We start from the raw sequence: 19,487 nt of genomic DNA, 5'->3' as shown, positions 1-19,487 counted from the left end.
GACGGGGATGGCGATCCGGACTTGCTTGTCTGTGGCGGCGACTACCTCATCTACCTGTTCCTGAATGAGCAGGTGTCGCTCGCTCAACGCACCAGTTGGGGCACGATCAAAGCGTTCTGCCGCTAGCGCGGGATGACCCTGCGCGAGGGACCGTCCGCCTCCACCGGCAACGCCGGGTCGTTCCCCCACTCGGCCCACGAGCCGTCGTACACCCTCACGCGCTCGTATCCCGCGAGCCGGAGCGCGAGGTAGGTGTGCGTCGCGCGCGCCCCGACCTGGCAGTACGCGACGACCTCGCGGTCCGGCGTGATGCCGGCCGACTCGTAGATCTCCCGGAGCGCCTCGACCGGCTGGAAGAGCCCCGTTCCGTCTCCCACGAGCGCCCGCAGCCACTCCACGTGCACGGCGCCGGGGATGCGCCCCGCCGCTTCTGACATCGACCTCGCGCCCGAGTACTCCTCGTCCGTCCGCACGTCGAGCATGACGACGCCCGGGTCCTCCAGGTGCTCGACCATCCAGGCCTTCGCGGCGAGGCGGGACTCGTCGGGGACCAGCGTCACGTGTCCGTCTCCCGTGTGCGGGCGGTGGGTCTCGACGGGAAGCCCGAGGCGCACCCACTGGCCCCACCCCCCGTTCATGACGTGCACGTCGTCGAACCCGAAGCGCTCCATGGCCCAGAAAAGACGGGACGCCCAGAGGCTCGAGGACTCATCGTAGATGACAACGGTCGAGGTATCGTTCACGCCGGCCGCCTCGAGCACGACCGTCATCGTCTCGTCCGACGCCAGCATGCCCGGGACGCCGTCCACCTCCCGCGTGATCCAGGCCTTGTCCACGTACGCGGCGTCGGGCACGTGCCCGGCCTCGAAGTCGTAGAGGTCGCGGCCGATCTCGATGACGACGAGCCCCGGCGTCCCGAGCGCCGCCGCGACCCACGCGGGCTCGACGAGGAGCTCCGGCGACGGCTCACCCGCGCCCGAGGCGCCCGCGTGGCCCGCGAGACCGAGCGCGGCCGCGGAGCTGGCGAGACCGAGCGCGGCCGCGATGACGGCGATCGAGACGAGGTCGGACAGGCGCGTTCCGCGCATGATGTGCCTCCTTGACCGAGCGGTCCCCTAGAGAACCTCGAACGATGCCTCGAGCGGTAGCCCCCGCTTCCTCACCTCGGCGATGAACGCGTCCGCGTCGAGCGCCAGTTCCTGCGGCGTCGCCCCCGGCTTCGTCTGCCCCCGCGCCATCATGAGGCACACGATCGCCGACGGGAACGCGGTGCCACGCATCATCGCGGTGAGCCCCGTCGCGGGGTCCTTCCTGTCAACCATCTCGTAGACGGCGCGCGCGGGCCGGCCGCCCTTCGTGCCCTCCACCGTGACGCGCAGCAGCACGAGGTCGTCCTCGGTCCTGGGCGCGTGCTCGGCGATGAGCCGCTCGAGCACGTCGCGCGGCGCGACCCTCGTGCCGCGGAGCTCGACCTCGCGGCGCGACAGGAGCCCCAGCTCGAACAGGGTCCGCATGATCGCCGCGTGCCCCGGGTAGCGGATGGTCTTGTAGTCGAGGTCGCGCACCCTCCCGAGGAGCGTCCGCGGGAGCGTCGAGGTGCCGCCCGACGTGTTGAACGCCTCGAGCCGGTCGAGCGGCGGCGCGAACGAGATCTCCTCGACGTCCACGAGCGGCTCGATGTCCGTGACGAGCCGCCCGTCGCGGATCGCGGCGCACGGCTCGACGTACTCGTTGATGAGCCCCTGCACCGAAAACACGAGCGCGTAGTTGAGCGGGGGCCTCGGGCGCTGCGGGAGCCCGCCCACGCGGAGGCGGACGGTCCGCGCCTCGTCCATCGAGCGCACGCCGTGCATCGCGAGGAGGGACACCATGCCCGGCGCGAGCCCCGTGTCGGGGATGACCGTCACCCCCGCGCGCTTCGCCTCCTCGTCGAGCGCGAGCTGGGCGTCCACGACCGCGTTGTTCCCGCCCATGTCGCACCAGTGGACGCCCGCCGCGATGGCGGCGCACGAGAGCCCGAGGTTGAGATCGTAGCTCGCGGCCCCGAGCGCGGCCTTCGCGCCGCAGAACGCCGCGGCGACCGCGTCCGCGTCCCGCGCGTCGAGCCGAAGCGGCACGGCCTTCTCGGACCGCGCGAACCGGGCGGCCTCCGCGGCCCTGTCCTTGTTCAGATCAGCGATGACCACCTGCGCGACGTCCGGCTGCCTCGCGAGGTCATAGGCTGCCGCGCGGCCCATGAGGCCGCCGCCGACGACAAGGAGCTTCACGGTGCCGCCTCCGTCGCTGCACGGCCCAGGTTCACGTCACCTGACGATCGCGAGCTTGCTCGTGAGCGCGGTCGCGCCCACGGTCAACCGCACGAAGTAGATGCCCGACGCCGCGCGCTCGCCGCCGGGGCCCGTGAGGTCCCACGCGACCTGCCCGGGGCCGGGCCCGGCGCGCCCGTCGAGGAGGGTCGCGACCTTCCTGCCCGCGAGGTCGAACACCTCGAGAACGACGTCCGCCTCCTCCGGCAGCGCGAAGCGCACCGTGGCGGCCGCCGCGGCCGGGTTCGGGCTCGCCGCGTGGAGCGCGATCTCCGTCACCGGCGGCTCGGGACGCGGGCCGGGGCGGACGCTCACCGTCACGATGCCGGAGGCCGAGATGGGGACGCCGACGGAGCAGACCGCCGTCGCGCCCTCCACGACCGTCTGCCGGAGCGCGCCGCCTTCCGCCTCGTAGGGGACCGAGTCCGCCGGCACCACGAACCTCACGAGCCCGTGCTCGAACGCCTGCGGGTGCTCGTTGACGATCGTCGCCGACACGCGCGCCGCCGTCCCGTCGTTCGCAGGATCGTAGTCGACGCGGAGCCGCTGGCCGCTCGCGCCGGCGGCGAGCGCCGGCTGCGGCAGGACGGTCCCGTTCTCGAAGCGCACCACGCGCATCGCGCGCCGCCCGTCGCAGGCGGCGTTGAGCGAGAGATTGTACGGTGGCGCCGCGAGCGACCCGCTCGTCCGGTGGACGTGCCCCCACAGCGCGCAGTCCACGCCGAGCGCGTGGAGGTTCAGCTGGCCGGCGAAGTCCATGTGGTAGAAGAGCACCTTCGGCGTCGCGGCGCCCGCGAGGGCGAGGTCGTCGGCGAGCCAGGCAAGCTGACCGCCCGTGAAGCTCGTGGAGCCGTAGATGGGGTAGCGCCAGCCGTCGTAGTTGTCGTACGCCTCGAGCCCCGTGAAGTGCACGCCGCCGTGGTCGAACGAGTAGTCCTGCGTGCGCCGCAGGTCGCCCGGCGGCGGGTCGCCCAGCTGCCGCCACCCGAAGAAACGCCACCACGCGCGCCGCGCCGTGCCGTCCGGCGGCGGCGTGTCGGTCCACCCGCCGATGTCATGGTTGCCCGGCACCATGTAGAGCGGCACCGTGAGCTCCCCGAGCACGCGCTGCGCCCTCGTGAAGTACCGCCGCCCGAGGAAGTCCTCGAGCTCGCCCTCGTTGACGAGGTCTCCCGTGTGGATGACGAAGTCGGGGTTCATGAGGTTGATGTCCTCGATGAGGGCTCGGAGGTCGTCGATCTCGGTCGTGTCCGTGTCGGCGCCGGACTGGTCCCAGTACCTGTGGGTGGGGAAGTGCGTGTCGGTGATGTGGACCACGTAGAACGAGCTGCCGATGGAATCGCGGACGGCCACGGCGTGCGCCGCCGTGTCGTCGATGCCGCCGGACGCCCGGAGCCTGAGGTCGTAGAGCTCGGCGGGGACGCCGGACGGCACGGTCGCCGTCATCGTCCAGCGCTCGCAGTCCGCCGAGTACGCGGCGCCCGCGAGGCTCAACGGGCGCTCGGGCCCGTGGCCCGTGAGACTCGCCTGCCAGCCCGCAGCATCGGACGGCGCCAGCGCCTGGATGACGAACGACGACCCCGGCGTCCGGATGACGGGCACGGACATGATCGGCCGCGCGATGACCGTGAGGGTGTCGCCGTACGAGGGCACCCACGCGCTGGATCGTAGGACGAAGTCGGTCTCCACGGACTGCCCGGCCGCGACGGTGACGCGCGCCGTGCTCTCCAGGTAGCCGTCGGCCGTCGCCTTCACCGTGAAGCTCGCCGGGGGCAGCGTCGCCTCGTACCGGCCGTCCGCGCCGGCGACGGCCTGCGTGTACGGCGCGGTCGCCGTGACGCCGATGTCGAGCAGCGCGCCGGAGACCGGGTCCCCGGTGGTCTCGTCCGTGACTCTGCCCGCGACCACGCCGGTCGCCGTCCCGCGGACGACGTGCACCTCGTCGCTCACGGCGGCGAGGTCCGGCCCGGCGGCGATGACGAAGCGCGTGAACGAGACGGACCCGCCGGCGGGGATGTCGGTCTCGAGCGGCGTGGTCTCCGACCGCGCGCCGGCGTGCGTGGCGGGGAAGAGCCCGGCGGCCACCGCGTACCCGTAGCAGGTGGTCGTTCCCTTCCCGCCCAGCCACTCCGTCGTGCTCGACGTCCACATCTCATCGAACCCGTACCCCGGGAGGAACCGCCTGACGTCGCCCCAGGCGACGGCGTCGCCCGCGCGGTATCCGGGCACGGCGGCCCCGCCGCTTGCGATCTCCGTCCGCACGGTCGTGAAGCCGTCGCCCGCCCGCAGCGAGTAGACCGTCCTCACGGTGAGGTTCGCGTTGCCGGAGTCCCTCCCGACGGCCAGCACGGCCGCCTCGCCGCCTGAGCCGTCGCTCAGGATGCGCACCGTGTCGTACACCGCCTGCCTCGGCCACGCCTGAAGGAGCGTCGCGCACTGAACGAGCTCGTCGAGCCAGAGCGGCGCCGCGCCGGCGTCGATCACGTGCCCACCGGACAGGCAGCCGTTGTGCGGGTGGTCCACTGCCTCGATGACGAAGGCGACCGCCTCGTTCGAGAGGAGGATGTCGCCGACCTGTCCCTCGGCGCGGGGGCCGCCCAGCAGGTCGGCGGTATCGGTGATGACCCTGGCGACCGCGGCTCGGTGAAGAGGCGCCGACGCGGTGGCGGGAAGCAGGGCAAGAAGCAGCGCGCCGGCTGCTGCCGACGCCTCATGACGCTTGAGCGGGCGCGTGATGTGAGCCTCCGGGTTGGGTGCCGCCGCGCGGCGCTTCCTCGGGATCCGGTGCGAACCTGAACCCCGTGGCCTGCGGCCGTTTCCATGATACGCCTGCACTGCCCGGCGGTCAAACCCCCCGGGGCCAAAGCGCTTGACTCGGTGGCGGTCCGGTTCGACAATGTGCCCCGAACGGGCCCGGACCGTAAGGAGGGATGCCATGCGGAGCTTCATCTGGATTCTCGTCATGCTGGCCGCCGTCGCGTTCGTGCTGGCCGTCGTGTCCGTGTTCTTCGGCCCCATCATGGGGGTGTGGCCGGAGGGGTTCTCGAGGGCATCCGGCAACATCGCGCTCATCGCGATCGCGCTGGCCCTTCTGTGGGACCGCAGCAAGCCCTGACCGCCGCGGGCGGCAGGTTCGGCCTGGGGAAGGAGCCGACATGATCCTCCGTTTCGTGTCCGCCGCGCTTGCGGCGGCCGCAGTGCTTGCGGTGCCCGCCGCTCAGGGCGACGACGCCGCACTCGTTGCCGGCAACACCGCGTTCGCCGTGGACCTCTACCGGGTCCTGGCGCAGGAGCCGGGCAACCTGTTCTGTTCGCCGCTCTCCGTCTCGACCGCGCTCGGGATGACCTACGCCGGCGCCCGCTCGCAGACGGAAGCCGACATGGCCGCCGCCCTGCGCTTCGGGCTGCCGCAGGAGCGGCTCCACCTCGCCTTCGCGGAGCTTCGCGGCCGCCTCGCGGCCCTCGAGGCCGACGGCTCCATCACGCTCCGCACCGCGAACGGTCTGTGGCTCGAGCGGACCTTCCCACTCCTTGAATCCTACGCGTCGCTCGTCACGTCGCTCTACGAGGCGGGACTTGAGCCCGCGGACTTCGTGGGGGCCGCGGAGGCGGCGCGGCAGGAGATCAACGCGTGGGTCGAGGGGCGCACCGAGGGGAAGATCGCCGAGCTCATCCCGTCCGGCGCCGTGGATCGGCTCACCGTGCTCGTCCTCGTCAACGCGATCTACCTCAAGGCCGCGTGGGCGGAGCCGTTCGAGGCACACGCAACCTCGGACGCGCCGTTCCACGTCGCCGCGGGCGTTGAGCGGCCCGTTCCCATGATGCGGCGGACCGCGACCATGGCCTACGGCGAGAACGACCTCGCGCAGGTCGTCGAGCTCCCGTACCGCGGAGGCGCCGTCTCCATGGTCGTCGTGCTCCCACGGTCCACGGACGGGCTCGCCGCCGTCGAGGCCGCGCTGTCCGCCGAGTCCCTGGCGGAGTGGACCTCGTCGCTCGCGCCGGCCCGGGTCGCGCTCTCGCTGCCGAGGTTCCGAGTCGAGAGGAGCTTCTCCCTCAAACAGGCGCTCGGCGCGCTCGGGATGGCGTCGGCGTTCGATCCGGGTCAGGCCGACTTCACCGGCATGGCGAAGGATGGCGAGATCTTCATCTCGGACGTGTTCCACAAGGCCTTCGTGGACGTTGACGAGCAGGGCACGGAGGCGGCGGCCGCGACGGCGGTCGTCATGGCGAGGACGTCGTTCGAGATGCCCGAGAAGGCCGTCGAGTTCCGCGCCGACCACCCGTTCCTCTTTCTCATCCGCGAGCGGGAGACCGGCGCCGTGCTGTTCATCGGGCGTCTCGTCGACCCCGCCGCCGGGGGCGCCGGCGGATGAGCTGCCGCGTGCCGCCGGGTCGTCTGCTCGCGCGCGTCGGGGAGTGGTTCCTCGCGGTGACCGTCGCACAGGTGCTCGCGTTCCTCGTCGTGCCGCCGCCCATGACGGCGTTCATGGTGCAGGACCGCGTCGGGGAGCTCGTGAGGTCCAGGGAAGGGTACCGGTTCAGGTACGAGTGGGTGGCCTACCGCAACATCTCGGACCACGTGAAGGTGGCCGTCATCGCCGCCGAAGACCAGAAGTTCAGCGAGCACTTCGGGTTCGACCTGGAGTCCGTGGAGAAGGCGATCGAGGACCGCGAGCGCGGCAAGCGGCTCCGCGGCGCGAGCACGATCTCGCAGCAGGTTGCGAAGAACCTGTTCCTGTGGCCGGGGCGCAACGTCGTCAGGAAGGGGCTCGAGGCGTACTACACGGTCCTCATCGAGGCGCTGTGGCCCAAGCGGCGCATTCTCGAGGTGTACCTGAACACGGCGCAGTTCGGGGACGGCATCTTCGGCGTCAAGGCGGCGAGTCAGGAGTTCTTCGGGAAGCACCCGTCCGAGCTCACCCGGCACGAGGCCGCGCTCCTCGCCGGCGTGCTGCCCAGCCCGCGACGGCTTCACGCGGACAGGCCGTCCGACTACCTCAGGCGCCGGACGTACAACATCCTCCGGTTCATGGACCGGATCGGCGGCAGGGAGTACCTTGAGCGCTTCTGGGGGGGAGCGGTCTAGGCCGCGCCGTTCGGCGCTGCGGAGGCTCCGCAGGCGCGTGACGAGGGCGCGGTGGTGCCTGGAGCTCCTCGCGCTCCTCGCGTCGGGCTTCATCGCGCTCCACGCGCGGACGCTCCGCGTCGAGTGGGTGAAGCACCCGTCGTTCGAACGCGTGGACGCGCGCCGCGTGCTCTTCGCGTTCTGGCACGGGAGGCAGTTCCTGCTCGCCGCGAACTTCAGGACGTGGGGCATCGCGATCGTGACCGCCGTGAGCTGGGCCGGCGAGGTCCAGGCGCGGACGCTCGCGCGGCTGGGGTACCTGCCGATCCGCGCGTCGCGCAGGCGGCGGGGGTTCGAGGCCATCCTCGGGATGAGGCGGGCCGTCGAGGACGGCCATGCCGTCGCGGTCGCGGTGGACGGGCCGAAGGGGCCGCCGCTGAGGTCGAAGCCGGGGATCGTCCTGGCCGCGAGGCAGCTCGGATGCCCCATCGTGCCGGTCGCGACGGCGGCCCGGCGGGGGTGGACGCTCCCCGGGACCTGGGACCGATACCTCCTGCCGCGGCCGTTTTCGAGGTGCGTCATCGTCCTCGGCGAGCCCCTGTTGGCGGCGGCGCAGGGACAGCTCACCACCGAGGACCTCGACCGGACGCTCTCGGACCTCACGGCGGAGGCGGATCGGCTGGCCGCGGGCGCGGCGGCGGAGGGACGCGACACATGACATGGGCGGACGGAGCGCGGCTCTCGCTCGACGTGAAGGACGCGGTCCTGCGCGCGGAGCGGCGGATCCGCCGGTACGTGCGCGAGACGCCGCTCGAGCCGTCTCCCGACCTGTCGTCGGCGGTCGGCGCGCACGTGCTTCTCAAGCTCGAGAACCTGCAGATCACGGGCTCGTTCAAGCTCCGCGGCGCCGTGAACCGGCTGCTTGCCATGACGCCCGAGGAGCGCGCGCGCGGCGTCATCGCGGCCTCGACGGGGAACCACGGCCTCGCCGTCGCGCACGCGGCGAGGCTCCTGCGCATCCCCTGCAGGGTCTTCGTACCCGAGACGGCGCGGCCCGAGAAGGCGGAGGCGCTCGCCCGCGAGGGCGTCGTCGCCGAGGCGCGCGGGCGCGACTGCGTGGAGACCGAGGTGGCCGCGCGGGCCGAGGCCGGCGCCGCAGGGCAGACGTACGTGTCCGGCTACAACGACCTCGAGGTCGTCGGCGGGCAGGGCACGATCGCGGTCGAGCTCATGCGCGAGATGGGCTCGGTCGGGTTCGTCTTCGCGTCGGTGGGCGGCGGAGGGCTCATCTCGGGGGTCGGGGGGTTCCTCAAGTCCGGGAGGAAGCCGGTCGCCGTCATCGGGTGCCAGCCCGAGCGGTCCGCCGTGATGAGCGAGTCGGTCAAGGCCGGACGGATCGTCTCCCTCGAGTCCGGCCCGACGCTGTCCGACGCGACCGCCGGCGGCGTCGAGCCCGGGGCCATCACGCTCGACCTCTGCAAGGCCCTCGTCGACGAGTGGGTGCTCGTGAGCGAGGACGAGATCCGCGCGGCCATGCGGCTCGTGTTCGAGAGGCACAGGCTGGTGATCGAGGGGGCGGCGGGCGTCGCCGTCGCCGGGCTCCTTCGGATGCGCGACGCGGTCGCCCGCGTGCCCGGCGCGAACGCCGTCGTCATCGTGTGCGGCGGGAACGTGGACGTGGCCGAGTTCCGGCGGCTCGTGCTGTAGCGCCGCCGGTCGGCGGAAGGAGGGCAGGTGAGCATGCGCGCGCGAAGCAGGCTGTACGGTCTTGTGATCGCGGTCGCGGCCATCGGCTTTCTGGTGGTCCTCGGGGGCTGTCAGCGGAAGACGCCCGAGCCGGCGACCAAGACGCCGCCTCGGGAGCAGGCGGTCGACATCGTCGGAGTCGCCGCGGCGGACGGGTCGTTCGGGACGCTCGTGAAGGCCGTCGGGGCCGCGGGGCTCGCCGAGACGCTCAAGGGCCCCGGGCCGTTCACGCTCTTCGCGCCGACGGACGCCGCGTTCGCGGCGCTTCCGCCCGGCGTGCTGGACGATCTGCTCAGACCCGAGAAGGCCGAGGCGCTCAGGGCGCTCCTTCAGTACCACGTCGTGCCCGGGACGATCCTGGCGACGGACGTCGCGAACATCATCTCGACGGTGACCGTCAGCGGCCGGGAGCTACGGGTGAGCATCGAGGACACCACGGTGATGATCAACGACGCGCGGGTGACGCGGACGGACATCGTGGCCTTAAACGGCGTCGTCCACGCGATCGACAGGGTGCTCACGCCTCCGGCGCGGTAGGGCAGGAGGCAATGTGGAGCAGGAAGGAGGGTCTCGCATGGCACGCTGGACGCTTCTCATGCTGCCGCTTCTCATGCTGGCGCTCCCGGCCTGTCGGGTCGTGGGCGGCGGCCTGCCGGGCTCCGGGACCATCGTGAGCGAGAAGCGCGACGCCACGGGGTTTCGACGCGTGGCGGCGGCCGGCATCGGTACCGTGGTTCTCGTCCGCAGCGCCGAAGAGGGCGTGGTCGTCGAGACGGACGACAACCTGATGGCGTGCGTGCGCACCGAGGTGCGCGACGGCACGCTCTATCTCGACACGGCGGGGAAGGGGAAGCTCTCGAACCCGAGGCCGACACAGGGGGTCACCTTCACGGTCTCGTTCACGAGCCTTGAGGAGATCGCGGTCTCGGGGGCCGCCGACGTCACGGCGGACTCCGTCGAGGCCGCGGCGTTCAGCATCGCCGTGTCCGGCGCGGGCGACGTGAGCGTCGGCAACCTCAAGGCGGAGTCGCTGTCCGTCGCCGTGAGCGGCGCGGGCGACATCGCGATCTCCGGCGCCGTGGGCGCGCAGGAGATCGCCATCAGCGGCGCGGGCTCGTACAAGGCGGCGGACCTCGCGAGCCGCACCGCGGTCGTGGGGATCAGCGGGACCGGCGGCGCCGTCATCTGGGCCACCGAGACGCTCGAGGCGCGCGTGAGCGGCGTCGGCTCCGTCTCCTACTACGGCGAGCCGGTGGTGACGAAGTCCGTGTCGGGCATGGGCGACGTGAAGTCGCTCGGGTCGCGCGGGACGGAGATCTAGCGGAAGGACCGACGGGAGGAGACCCATGCGCGCTCGCGTCGTCGCGTGCGCCCTCGCTCTCGCGGCGTTGCATGCGGCAGCAGCGGGGGCCGGGCGGGACGACGGAACCCCCGCGGACACGGGCGTTGGCGTGGGCGGGGGCCCCCCGCTCGCCGATCGGGTCGCGGGGCTCCTCGCAGGCTCGTTCAGCAGCCGCGCCCAGGCGGAGGCCGACTCCTCGTACTACGACATCAGGCTCGAGATGGCGCCCATCTGGGCCGGGCGGGACGACGGCAGGTGGCTCTACGTCGAGCAGGCGGTCGCAGGCGCCGAGGAGCGGCCATATCGCCAGCGCGTGTACCGCGTGACGGACGACGGGGCGCAGGTCAGAAGCGACGTCTACGTGCTCCCGCGGCCCGAGCGGTTCGTCGGGGCGTGGGGCCGACCGGACGCGTTCGACGCTCTCAACCCGGACTCGCTGTCGCTCCGCGAGGGGTGCGAGGTGCTCCTTCGGCCGCGCGCCGACGGTTCCTTCGAGGGCGGGACGGAGGGACGTGGCTGCGCGAGCGACCTGCGCGGCGCCGCGTACGCGACGTCCACCGTGCTGCTGTCGCCCGACGGGCTCGTCACGTGGGACCGCGGCTTCGACGAGTCGGGCGAGCAGGTCTGGGGCGCCGTGACGGGCGGGTACGTCTTCGACCGCGTGGAGAGAGACCACGAGGCGCGTTGAGCCTGCGGGGGAGCGATCACCCCGCGGCCCGCGGCATCTTCCGGAGGGGATCGGCGTGTCGTCGCTTGAGCTGAGCGTCCGGACGATGGTCGAGAGCGACCTGGCCGCGGTCGCGGAGATCGAGGCCGGCGTCTTCACGGACTGGTACCGGACGCACCGCCGCGAGACGGAAGCGCTCGCCGAGCGGACGCCGCAGGAGCTCCGGTACGCGACGTCGTTCGAGCCCGACGGGAACTTCGTCGCCGTCGCGCGCGAGGGCTCCATCGCCGGGTTCATCTTCACGAGGACGTGGGGGAGCGTCGGCTGGTTCGGCACCTTCGGCGTGCCGACGCAGCTTCAGGGCCTGGGCGTCGGGCGCCGGCTCGTCGAGCGGGCGGTGGCGCATCTGCGCGACCGCTCCGCCACCGTCGGCCTCGAGACGATGCCGGAGAGCGGCGCCAACCTCGGCCTGTACACCCGCGTGGGGTTCCTGCCGTGCGCGCCCACGCTCGTCCTCGAGCTCTCCCTCATCCGCGAGGCCGACCGGTTCAGCGGCCCGCTCCCGGACGGCTGCCGCGTGTGGGACGACGAGGACGCCTGGTCGCGGAGGCGGCTGCTCGGCGGCGTGCGCGAGGTGGGCGACGCCGTCTGGCCGGGGCTCGACCACACCCGCGAGGTCGCGGCGTACCGCGAGCACGGCGTGGGGGAGACGCTTCTGTCGCTCGGGCGCGGCGGCCGCGTGGACGGGTTCGCGCTGCTCAGGACCGCGCCCTTCCGCGAGCACGACACGTCGGGGCGGGCGTACCTCCACGCGCTGGCCGTGCGGCCGGGCGCGGACGAGGAGGCCGCAGTGGACGCGCTGCTCAGGCACGTCTGGCGCCGCGCGACCCGCGTCGGCTTCTCGAGCCTGTACCTGGGCGTGAGCGGGCAGCACCACGCCGCGGTCGCCCTGCTTCTGTCGAGGGGCTTCCTCGCGCGGAGAGCGGCCGTGAGAATGGTCGAGCGCTCCGCGCCCGATGTCGCCTTCCTTCCACAGAGCGCCATCCTCTGCTCGCGCTGGGCGGGCTGAGGGGACGCGCGTCGCCTCGCCGGACCGCGCCGGCCGCCCCGCGGCGCTCCCGGCTACTTCACGAGATGCAGCAGGTCGGAGAGAAGGAAGTGCAGCCTTCCGATGAGGAGGGAGATGCGCGCCATGAGCGTGTAGCCGAAGGACGCGCCGAACGAGATCATGATGAACACGATGCCGACTCTCGCCGCGCCGCCCAGGACGCCCTTGTGGGGCTTCGAGAAGTAGAAGTACAGGATCGTCGAGATGACCCCCACCACGAGAATGAGATTGTTCACGCTCACGACGTTGAACCCGGAGATCGGCAGCAGGGTGGCCTCGATCTGCGGCACCACGAAGCCCTGCAGGTTGCCGGTGACGCCGAGGCCCGCGCCCACGCCCACCGTGAACGCGATGGACCACCGCGACAGCCACGCCGTCCTCGGGAACCACCGCGAGAGCATGATGACGCCGAGCGCGCCGGGGACGAGGAGGATCCACTTCTCGAACCCGGTTTCCCGCTGGAACCCGCCGACGAGCATGGGCCACACGTCGAAGCCCCAGACGTAGATCACCCAGTACCCCGCCGACACGCCCACGTACAGGTGCTCCGCGAACTTGTAGAACGGGTTGTCCTTGTAGAGGAACGAGAGGATCGCGAGCGTCAGAAAGCCCGCAAGCCAGGTCCCGATGATGGTCCCGATGTGGGCCGTCTCCATGTCGTTCCTCTGCCGCCCGCGCGACCGCGCCGCTACGCGGCGGTCTTCCGGCGGACCTTCGTGACGTAGTACCCGACGTTGCCCAGGACGATGAAGACGATCACGAGGATGTGCCCCCACTCCTGGGCCGGCATCCCGCGCGTGCCCAGTCCCGGCCGCCCGGTGAGCGTCTCGTACTCGGCGGCGCCCTTCAGGCCCCCGACGAGGCCGACGATCTGGTTCGACTGAAGGTAGGGATACGCGTCCGGCGCCATGACGGCCGTCGTGCCGAACGCCATGGGGACGCCGAACCGCGCGTTCGCGTAGCGCACCCAGTAGTCCAGCACGGCGCCGTGCTCGAAGCCGAACAGGAGGCTCACGTTGTCGTAGTTGTGGAGGTTCTTCGTGACCTCGAGGTCCCTGATGGGCGTGCCCTGGTAGTCCACGGCGAACACGTCGGCGATCTCGCGGCCCATCGCGATCATGACCGCGATGTACCCGGGCCGGTATCCGAGGTCCACGTAGTCGGTGCCGTACTCCGCGCCGCACTCGGCGGCGACCTCCTCGAGGATCATGTGGCCGAGGGGCAGGCCGATGGCGAGGTGCCCGAGCATGACCACCTTGACGTCCTTCTCGAACGCCTGGCGGAGCACCGAGCGCAGCATCGGCAGGAGCTCGGGCGCCGAGGTCGCGTCGAAGTCGATCGAGACCATGAGAACGTCGCCCGGCTTGAGGGCCTCGACCGCGTCGTACGCGCGGCGCACGGGGGCCGTCGGCGGGATCTCGCCGCCGACCCTGATGAGCAGGGGGATCGCGACGACGACGAGGAGGACGAGGAAGATGATCCTCCTGTCGAGGGCGTTCATCGCGGCCCAGAACCCCTTGCCCTGCTTCTCAGGCACCGGTCGTGCCCTCCGGCGGGCGCCCGCGCGCCCGCTGCCGGTCTACGAGAGGTAGCTCCGCTCGATGCCGAGGATGATGCGGAGCGCCATCGAAACGGCGCCGAGCGCCGCGCCGATCTGAATGCCGCGCTTGGCCGCGAGCTGCGGCCAGTCCATGATCCACTCCTGCGCCGCCGGGAAGAACTGCGAGATGGCCGCGCCGATCGGCACGCGCCCCAGCATGACGATGACCGCCGACACGAGGAGCAGCGTGGCCACCACGTTCCTCGCCCTGAACGCGCGGTACGACGCCGAGGCGATGAAGAACGCGAGCAGCGCGAACATCGTCGCCTGGAGCGGTACGATCGAGTGGGTGTAGAGGTACATGAACGGCGAGAGCATGTGGAACGGGCTTCCGTACCGGGCGAAGCCGATGACGCCGAGCACGACCGTGAGGGCGAGCCCGAGGAGGAGGGCCACGCTGTGCCCCCAGCCCCCGCGCCGCCTCGTCACGATGCGCGAGTGGTGCCTGACGAGGCTGTCCACGCCGAGCAGCATCGTGAACCCGGACACGATGGAAAACCAGACGAGCAGGCGCTGCTCGAGCTCCCCGAAGGGCTCGTGGGGCACGAAGAACGAGACGATGAGGAAGAACCCCGTCAGGAAGGTGATGGTGATGGGAACCGCTCGCTTCATCGTTCCACCCTACGCGCTGGCGAAGAACGCCCGGACGGCGTCGAACGCTCTGCAGAGCGCCGACGAGCCGTCCGGCGTCGCCGCGTATCCGATCGAGCCCAGCACGATCACGACCACGAGGAAGGCCACGATCCACAGCTTGCCCTGGTCCTGGGCCTTGAGGCTCCCGAGCATCACCGGCTCGTGGGAGAGGTAGCTCGACGCCGCGAAGAGCTCCTCGCCGATGAGCGTGTAGTCGCACGCCGCGACGAAGAACGGAAGCTGCGAGGTCTCCTTCGTGCCCGAGATCTGGATCGCGCCGATCTCGTAGCCCGTCTCGGCGAGGATGAGCGATTCCGCGGCGAAGTAGCCGAGGAGGAACACGGCCTCGGGCCGCTCGCGGAGCATGATGCCGTCCACGCCGGCCGTGTACCCGAACTGGTCGTACGTGAGGTAGGAGATCCTCGACGGATCGTAGAGGTCGGCCTGCCCGACCTCCGTGTAGGCCTGCTTCACGATCTCCTGCGCCGTCGTCATGACGATGGCGTCGGAGCAGGGGACGATGAGGGGCGTGCCGTGCTGCGCGACCTTCTTCGCGACGTGGCCCAGGATGGTGAGCGCCGCGAGCGTGCCGATCTCGCTCACGGTCTCGATGCCCGGCACGAAGAGCACGGGGCGGCCCATCTCCGTCGCGCGGCCGACCGCGTCGTCCACCGCGTCCAGCCCGGGGATCTTGCGCACGAAGAGATCGATCCCCCTCCGTGCGCGCGCGATCTGGATGAGCACGGCGCCGCAGAAGAGGACGCCCACGACGAACGTGGAGAGGCGCGACATCGAGAACCACTGCGCGGAGGCGACGGCCGGCGGGCAGGCGTCGGAGTCCTGCGCGCCCGCCGCCGTCACCGTGCGCACGATGTACTGGTAGGGGACGCCGTCGGCGGCCTCGCCGTCGACGAACTGCCGGTCGCCAGCCGACGCCTCGCCGACGACCCGCGGCTCCTCTCCCGCCGCGTAGCGCAGGATCTCGTAGCGGAGGATGGGCGGGCCCTTCGGTTCCTCGGAGAACGCGCCCCAGGTGACGCGGAGCTGGCCGCCCCCGTCGTCCGGAACGTCCCCCGCGGCGACGTCGCACACGACGGGGATCGCGAGCGTGTCGGCCGACGGCGCGTCGTGGGCCGTCTGTGCGAAGGCGTCCCCGCCCGTGAGGGCAAGGACGCCTGCTCCGAACGCTATGGTCAGGCACCGGGTGAACGGGCGCCTGGCTGTGGCCGGAACCCTCACGGTGCTCGAGGCTCCTTCGTCGGGTTCGGTGCGCCGCTGCGCGCGGTGCCGGTCGGCGCCGCGCCGGTCTCGGCACAGTCTGCCACAGGGTCAGATTCGCTTCAAGGTCTTTTCCAGGCTCTCGGCGCCCCGGTCCGCCTCCTCGGCGGAGAGCGTGATCGGCGGCCTGCACCGGACGGCGATGGGTCCGGACGGGATGGCCATCGTGCCGTTCTCCCGGAGCTTCGCGAGGACCGCGTTCCGCATCTCGGTCGTCGGGAGGTCGAACGCGCACATGAGCCCCAGCCCGCGCACGTTCGTCGCCTTCTCCCCGGACGCCTTCACCGCGGTCTGAAGGCCGGCGAGCAGGCGCTTCCCGACGGCGGCGGCGTTCTCGACGAGCCGCTCCTCGTGGATGATCTCCAGGTACCGCTGGCATCGGACCATGTCGACGAGGTTCCCGCCCCACGTGGAGTTGATCCTCGAGGCGACGACGAACACGTTGTCCGGCGCCTCCATCACCCGGTCGGAGACCATGATGCCGCAGACCTGCGTCTTCTTCCCGAACGCCACGATGTCCGGCGTGATGCCGTGCTGCTGGAAGCACCACATGGTGCCCGTCAGGCCCATGCCGGTCTGGATTTCGTCGAAGATGAGCATGACGCCCTTCTCGTCGGCGATCCTCCTGAGCTCGCGGAGGAACTCGCTGCGGAAGTGGTTGTCGCCGCCCTCGCCCTGGATGGGCTCGATGATGATGGCCGCGACGTCGGCCGGGTCCTCCTCGATCGCGCTCCGGATCTGGGCGAGCGCCTCGGCCTCGCGAGCCTTGACGTCCTCGAGGTTCTTCCCCTCGAGCGGGAAGACCGCCTTCGGGTTGAGCACGCGCGGCCAGTCGAACTTCGGGAAGTACTTGGTCTTGTTCGGGTCCGCCGTGTTCGTGAGCGACAGCGTGTACCCGGACCGCCCGTGGAAGCACTGCTGGAAGTGGATGACCTTCGTGCCCTTGAGACGCTTCTCCGGCGCGTCGGGCGGGTTCACGCCCGCGGCGATGTTCTTCCGGATCTTCCAGTCGAACGCCGTCTTGAGCGCGTTCTCGATGGCGAGCGCGCCGCCCTCGATGAAGAAGAGGTGGGGGAGCTCCTGAGGCGCCGCGAGGCGCCCGAACGTGTCCACGAACTCGGCCATCTCGACCGTGTAGAGGTCCGAGTTGGCGGGCTTGTTGACCGAGACCCGGGCGAGCTTCTTCAGGAAGCCGGGGTGCAAGAGGCCCGGGTGGTTGTAGCCGATGGGCGACGAGGCGAAGCACGTGAAGAAGTCGAGGTAGCTCCTGCCCGAGCGGGCGTCGTGGAGGTAGCTCCCTCGGCTCTTCTCGAGGTCGAAGACGATGTCGAACCCGTCGGCGAGCATGTGTGCCGCGATGGTGTCGTGCACCTTGTCGGGCGTGATGCCGGGGTTCCTTGCAGGCTGCTTCGTCATGCGGGCTCCTCCGTTCGAATCCGCCGTGTGGCGGCGTCTCGGGGCGCTCGGGCGTCTGCAGGCCGCTCCGGGGCGCCTGGCTCGCGAGCGCGCATCCAACATGGGGTCAGAACGAGGAATATAGCCGCTTTTCAGCCGCGTGTCTACAGCGAAACCCGGGGGGAGAAGAGGATGCGGAGGAGCGCGGGCGGGACAGCCCGCCCGCCGACGAGGGCGGCCGCCTCGCGCGGGTCCTTCACGCCGTCCTCCGTGATCAGTCCGGCGGCGAGCGAGAGGGGGACGATCTCGAAGGAGCGGTTCTCGACGGAGACGCCGGGCGGTGGCGACGGCAGGATCTCCGCGCCGTCCCGCGGCCGGTCCGGGCGGCCGCGCAGCGCCTCCGCGATGAAGCGGTCCGGCGGGGCGGCGACGTAGAGCGGCACGCCCGCCTCGCGCGCCGCGAGCGCGAGCGGATAGGTGCCCACCTTGTTCACGAAGTCGGACTCCGACACGCTGTCGGCTCCGACGAGGACGAGTCCCGCGCCGCGCGCGAGACCGGGCAGGGCCGCGTCGGTCACGAGCGCGACCGATGAGCCGCCGCGCGAGAGCGCCTCCGCGAAGGCGACGCCCTCGAGCGCCGGCCGAGACTCCGAGAGGAGGACGCGCGGCGGTGCCCCCGCCTCGGCCGCGGCTCGTATGATGGCCGCCACCGCCGCGCTCGCGCTCGTCGTGACGACGGGCGCCCCGCCCGCGCGCTCGCGGAGGAGCGCGGCGCCATGCCGGGCGAGCGCGGCGAGGGCCTCGTCGGCCCGTTCGGCGGACAGCTCGCACTCCACGCGCGCGGTCTGCGCGACCGCGTCGACGGAGAGCCCCGAGAGCACCGCGCGTTCCGCGGCGGCGAGGACGCGGCCCGCCACGTGGACGACGGGGGCCATCTCGCGGTGCGCGCCGACGACCGCCCGGCACGCGGCCTCGATCTCGTCCCAGAGCGAGCCGGGGTCGGCGGCCGCGGACGACGCCGCCAGCTCCGAGAGCCGCTCCGCGAGCGCGCGCGCGATCGCAGAGGCGCCCGAGCGGTTGTCGCGTGTCAGGTCGTCGAGCGTCACGCGTACCTCGAGATGGCGTCGATGGGGTCGAGCCGCGCAGCCATGGCCGCGGGGTAGAGGCCGAACACCAGGCCGATGACGACGGCGAAGGAGATGCCGAGCGCGGCCCCGATGCCGGACACCGGGATGACGAAGTCCTGGCCCGCCATCGCCGCGCCGAACGTGATCAGTCTGCACAGGCCGGCCCCCAGGCCGAGCCCGGCGAGCCCCCCGACCGCGCTCACGGTCACCGACTCGACGAGAAGCTGGCGGAAGATGTCGGCGTCCGAGGCCCCGACGGCCTTCCTGATCCCGATCTCCCGCAGGCGCTCGTTCACCGAGATGATGAGCACCGAGAGGAGCCCGATGCCGCCGACGAGGAGCGAGACGGCGGCGATGCTCCCGAGGATCGTGTTCCAGGTGCGGGTGACCCGGTTGACGCCCTCGACGGCCTCCGCGATGTTCGCGGCGACGTTCTCGATCTGGAAGTCCTCCACCATGCGGTGCTCGCGGAGCAGCGTCGCGTGGACCTTCTCGTAGGCCGCGGCGATGTCGGTGCCGTCGGCCAGCCTGAGCGCGAAGTAGGAGATGCCTCGGGAGCCCGTGAGGTAGTGCTGGGCCGCCGTGATCGGAACGTAGATCCGCTCGTGGAACTCCCCCTGCCCGGAGTCGCCGAACATCGGTGAGAACTCCTTCATCCGGAGGACGCCGACGACGCGGAACGTGACGTCGCGGAGCAGCACGTCGCGGCCGACCGCGTTGGCGTCGCCGAAGAGCTTCACCTTGATGAGCTCCCCGAGCACGCACACCCTGGCGTGGTTGTCCACGTCCGGCCAGCCGAGGATGCGCCCCTCGCCGATCTCGAGCTTGAGGATGGGGAAGCCGTCCGGCGTGACCCCGAACACCTCCGTGTGGCGGGCCTCGCCGCCGACGCGCGCAACGAGCCGGCTCTCCCGCGTGGGGCAGATGTGCGCGATCTCCGGGACCTCTCTTCGAAGGACCTCGGTGTCGGCGAGCGTGAGCCCCTTCGACGCCTTGAGATTCGCGAGGTTGTTCGGGTTGTTCGGCGGCATGTTCGAGATGAAGAAGACGTTGTCGAAGCCCAGCCTGTCCATGTCGGCCATGATGCGGCCGCTGATCCCGCCGACGAACGAGTGCATCGCGACGACCGACGCCACGCCGACGATGATGCCGAAGAGGGTGAGCCCCGAGCGCAGCTTGTGCGTCCGGATGGACGAGAGCCCTCCCAGCACGCTTTC

Annotated in this window: 19 protein-coding genes; 9 read left to right on the top strand and 10 right to left on the bottom strand. The window is 71.4% G+C overall.

Annotated features, from left to right (window positions below; all coding sequences use genetic code 11):
- Nucleotides 1–122: 122 nt before the first annotated feature.
- Genes FJY74_07700 through FJY74_07690 form a run of 3 tightly spaced genes read right to left on the bottom strand, consistent with a single transcriptional unit; the run spans nt 123 to nt 5,141 of the window.
- Nucleotides 123–1,088 carry a sulfurtransferase gene (locus FJY74_07700; protein MBM3308193.1) on the bottom strand — a complete coding sequence of 322 codons (966 nt, stop codon included), beginning with the start codon at nt 1,086–1,088 and terminating at the stop codon, nt 123–125.
- Between the two features lie 27 nt (nt 1,089–1,115).
- Nucleotides 1,116–2,267, bottom strand: coding sequence for a saccharopine dehydrogenase NADP-binding domain-containing protein (locus FJY74_07695; GenBank protein ID MBM3308192.1), 1,152 nt, complete (start codon nt 2,265–2,267; stop codon nt 1,116–1,118).
- A 36-nt stretch (nt 2,268–2,303) separates the two neighbouring features.
- On the bottom strand, nt 2,304–5,141 hold the full coding sequence (locus FJY74_07690; protein ID MBM3308191.1) for a metallophosphoesterase: 2,838 nt from the start codon (nt 5,139–5,141) through the stop codon (nt 2,304–2,306).
- A 100-nt stretch (nt 5,142–5,241) separates the two neighbouring features.
- Here FJY74_07690 and FJY74_07685 point away from each other — a divergent pair, with 100 nt between their 5' ends.
- Genes FJY74_07685 through FJY74_07645 form a run of 9 tightly spaced genes read left to right on the top strand, consistent with a single transcriptional unit; the run spans nt 5,242 to nt 12,198 of the window.
- Nucleotides 5,242–5,421 carry a hypothetical protein gene (locus tag FJY74_07685; protein ID MBM3308190.1) on the top strand — a complete coding sequence of 60 codons (180 nt, stop codon included), beginning with the start codon at nt 5,242–5,244 and terminating at the stop codon, nt 5,419–5,421.
- Nucleotides 5,422–5,461: 40 nt separating this feature from the next.
- Nucleotides 5,462–6,682 carry a serpin family protein gene (locus FJY74_07680; protein MBM3308189.1) on the top strand — a complete coding sequence of 407 codons (1,221 nt, stop codon included), beginning with the start codon at nt 5,462–5,464 and terminating at the stop codon, nt 6,680–6,682.
- A complete protein-coding gene (gene mtgA, locus FJY74_07675) occupies nt 6,679–7,395 on the top strand; it encodes a monofunctional biosynthetic peptidoglycan transglycosylase (protein ID MBM3308188.1) in 717 nt (238 codons plus the stop codon). Before FJY74_07680 ends, mtgA begins: the two co-directional genes overlap by 4 nt.
- A 37-nt stretch (nt 7,396–7,432) precedes the next feature.
- Entirely contained in the window at nt 7,433–8,092 is a 660-nt protein-coding gene (locus tag FJY74_07670; protein MBM3308187.1) for a DUF374 domain-containing protein, read from the top strand.
- Nucleotides 8,089–9,081, top strand: a complete 993-nt coding sequence (locus FJY74_07665) for a threonine/serine dehydratase (GenBank protein ID MBM3308186.1) — start codon at nt 8,089–8,091, stop codon at nt 9,079–9,081. The genes FJY74_07670 and FJY74_07665 overlap by 4 nt, the downstream gene beginning before the upstream one ends.
- A 33-nt stretch (nt 9,082–9,114) precedes the next feature.
- Nucleotides 9,115–9,657, top strand: coding sequence for a fasciclin domain-containing protein (locus FJY74_07660; GenBank protein MBM3308185.1), 543 nt, complete (start codon nt 9,115–9,117; stop codon nt 9,655–9,657).
- A gap of 37 nt (nt 9,658–9,694) precedes the next feature.
- Nucleotides 9,695–10,441, top strand: coding sequence for a DUF2807 domain-containing protein (locus tag FJY74_07655; GenBank protein MBM3308184.1), 747 nt, complete (start codon nt 9,695–9,697; stop codon nt 10,439–10,441).
- 25 nt (nt 10,442–10,466) lie between these two features.
- Nucleotides 10,467–11,150 (top strand): chromophore lyase CpcT/CpeT, encoded by a 684-nt coding sequence (locus FJY74_07650; protein ID MBM3308183.1) that lies wholly within the window; start codon nt 10,467–10,469, stop codon nt 11,148–11,150.
- Between the two features lie 55 nt (nt 11,151–11,205).
- Nucleotides 11,206–12,198, top strand: a complete 993-nt coding sequence (locus FJY74_07645) for a GNAT family N-acetyltransferase (GenBank protein ID MBM3308182.1) — start codon at nt 11,206–11,208, stop codon at nt 12,196–12,198.
- 53 nt (nt 12,199–12,251) lie between these two features.
- On the opposite strand, the gene FJY74_07640 is transcribed toward FJY74_07645, so the two are convergent.
- From FJY74_07640 to FJY74_07610, 7 genes are all read right to left on the bottom strand, one after another.
- Nucleotides 12,252–12,893, bottom strand: a complete 642-nt coding sequence (locus FJY74_07640) for a hypothetical protein (protein ID MBM3308181.1) — start codon at nt 12,891–12,893, stop codon at nt 12,252–12,254.
- A gap of 32 nt (nt 12,894–12,925) precedes the next feature.
- The gene (locus FJY74_07635; GenBank protein ID MBM3308180.1) at nt 12,926–13,774 is read right to left on the bottom strand and encodes a hypothetical protein; all 849 of its coding nucleotides are present in this window, start codon (nt 13,772–13,774) and stop codon (nt 12,926–12,928) included.
- A 42-nt stretch (nt 13,775–13,816) separates the two neighbouring features.
- Nucleotides 13,817–14,449 carry a hypothetical protein gene (locus FJY74_07630; protein MBM3308179.1) on the bottom strand — a complete coding sequence of 211 codons (633 nt, stop codon included), beginning with the start codon at nt 14,447–14,449 and terminating at the stop codon, nt 13,817–13,819.
- A 9-nt stretch (nt 14,450–14,458) separates the two neighbouring features.
- On the bottom strand, nt 14,459–15,709 hold the full coding sequence (locus FJY74_07625; protein ID MBM3308178.1) for a hypothetical protein: 1,251 nt from the start codon (nt 15,707–15,709) through the stop codon (nt 14,459–14,461).
- A gap of 90 nt (nt 15,710–15,799) precedes the next feature.
- The gene (locus FJY74_07620; protein ID MBM3308177.1) at nt 15,800–17,164 is read right to left on the bottom strand and encodes an L-lysine 6-transaminase; all 1,365 of its coding nucleotides are present in this window, start codon (nt 17,162–17,164) and stop codon (nt 15,800–15,802) included.
- Between the two features lie 143 nt (nt 17,165–17,307).
- The gene (locus FJY74_07615) at nt 17,308–18,249 is read right to left on the bottom strand and encodes a hypothetical protein (GenBank protein MBM3308176.1); all 942 of its coding nucleotides are present in this window, start codon (nt 18,247–18,249) and stop codon (nt 17,308–17,310) included.
- The coding region (locus FJY74_07610) for an ABC transporter permease (protein ID MBM3308175.1) at nt 18,246–19,487 on the bottom strand (1,242 nt) is incomplete at its 5' end. The genes FJY74_07610 and FJY74_07615, both read right to left, overlap by 4 nt.

The organism is Candidatus Effluviviaceae Genus I sp. (assembly GCA_016867725.1).
Taxonomy (GTDB): domain Bacteria; phylum Joyebacterota; class Joyebacteria; order Joyebacterales; family Joyebacteraceae; genus VGIX01.
Note: the sequence above shows the minus strand (reverse complement) of the source record. Positions and strands in the feature narration are given on the sequence as shown.

Bases quoted from the DNA above. Each gene is read 5' to 3' on its own strand.
- FJY74_07665 (MBM3308186.1), top strand. From the start codon at position 8,089: ATGACATGGGCGGACGGAGCGCGGCTCTCGCTCGACGTGAAGGACGCG.
- FJY74_07640 (MBM3308181.1), bottom strand. From the start codon at position 12,893: ATGGAGACGGCCCACATCGGGACCATCATCGGGACCTGGCTTGCGGGC.
- FJY74_07660 (MBM3308185.1), top strand. From the start codon at position 9,115: ATGCGCGCGCGAAGCAGGCTGTACGGTCTTGTGATCGCGGTCGCGGCC.
- FJY74_07685 (MBM3308190.1), top strand. From the start codon at position 5,242: ATGCGGAGCTTCATCTGGATTCTCGTCATGCTGGCCGCCGTCGCGTTC.
- FJY74_07620 (MBM3308177.1), bottom strand. From the start codon at position 17,164: ATGACGAAGCAGCCTGCAAGGAACCCCGGCATCACGCCCGACAAGGTG.
- FJY74_07700 (MBM3308193.1), bottom strand. From the start codon at position 1,088: ATGCGCGGAACGCGCCTGTCCGACCTCGTCTCGATCGCCGTCATCGCG.
- FJY74_07655 (MBM3308184.1), top strand. From the start codon at position 9,695: ATGGCACGCTGGACGCTTCTCATGCTGCCGCTTCTCATGCTGGCGCTC.
- FJY74_07650 (MBM3308183.1), top strand. From the start codon at position 10,467: ATGCGCGCTCGCGTCGTCGCGTGCGCCCTCGCTCTCGCGGCGTTGCAT.
- mtgA (MBM3308188.1), top strand. From the start codon at position 6,679: ATGAGCTGCCGCGTGCCGCCGGGTCGTCTGCTCGCGCGCGTCGGGGAG.
- FJY74_07680 (MBM3308189.1), top strand. From the start codon at position 5,462: ATGATCCTCCGTTTCGTGTCCGCCGCGCTTGCGGCGGCCGCAGTGCTT.
- FJY74_07630 (MBM3308179.1), bottom strand. From the start codon at position 14,449: ATGAAGCGAGCGGTTCCCATCACCATCACCTTCCTGACGGGGTTCTTC.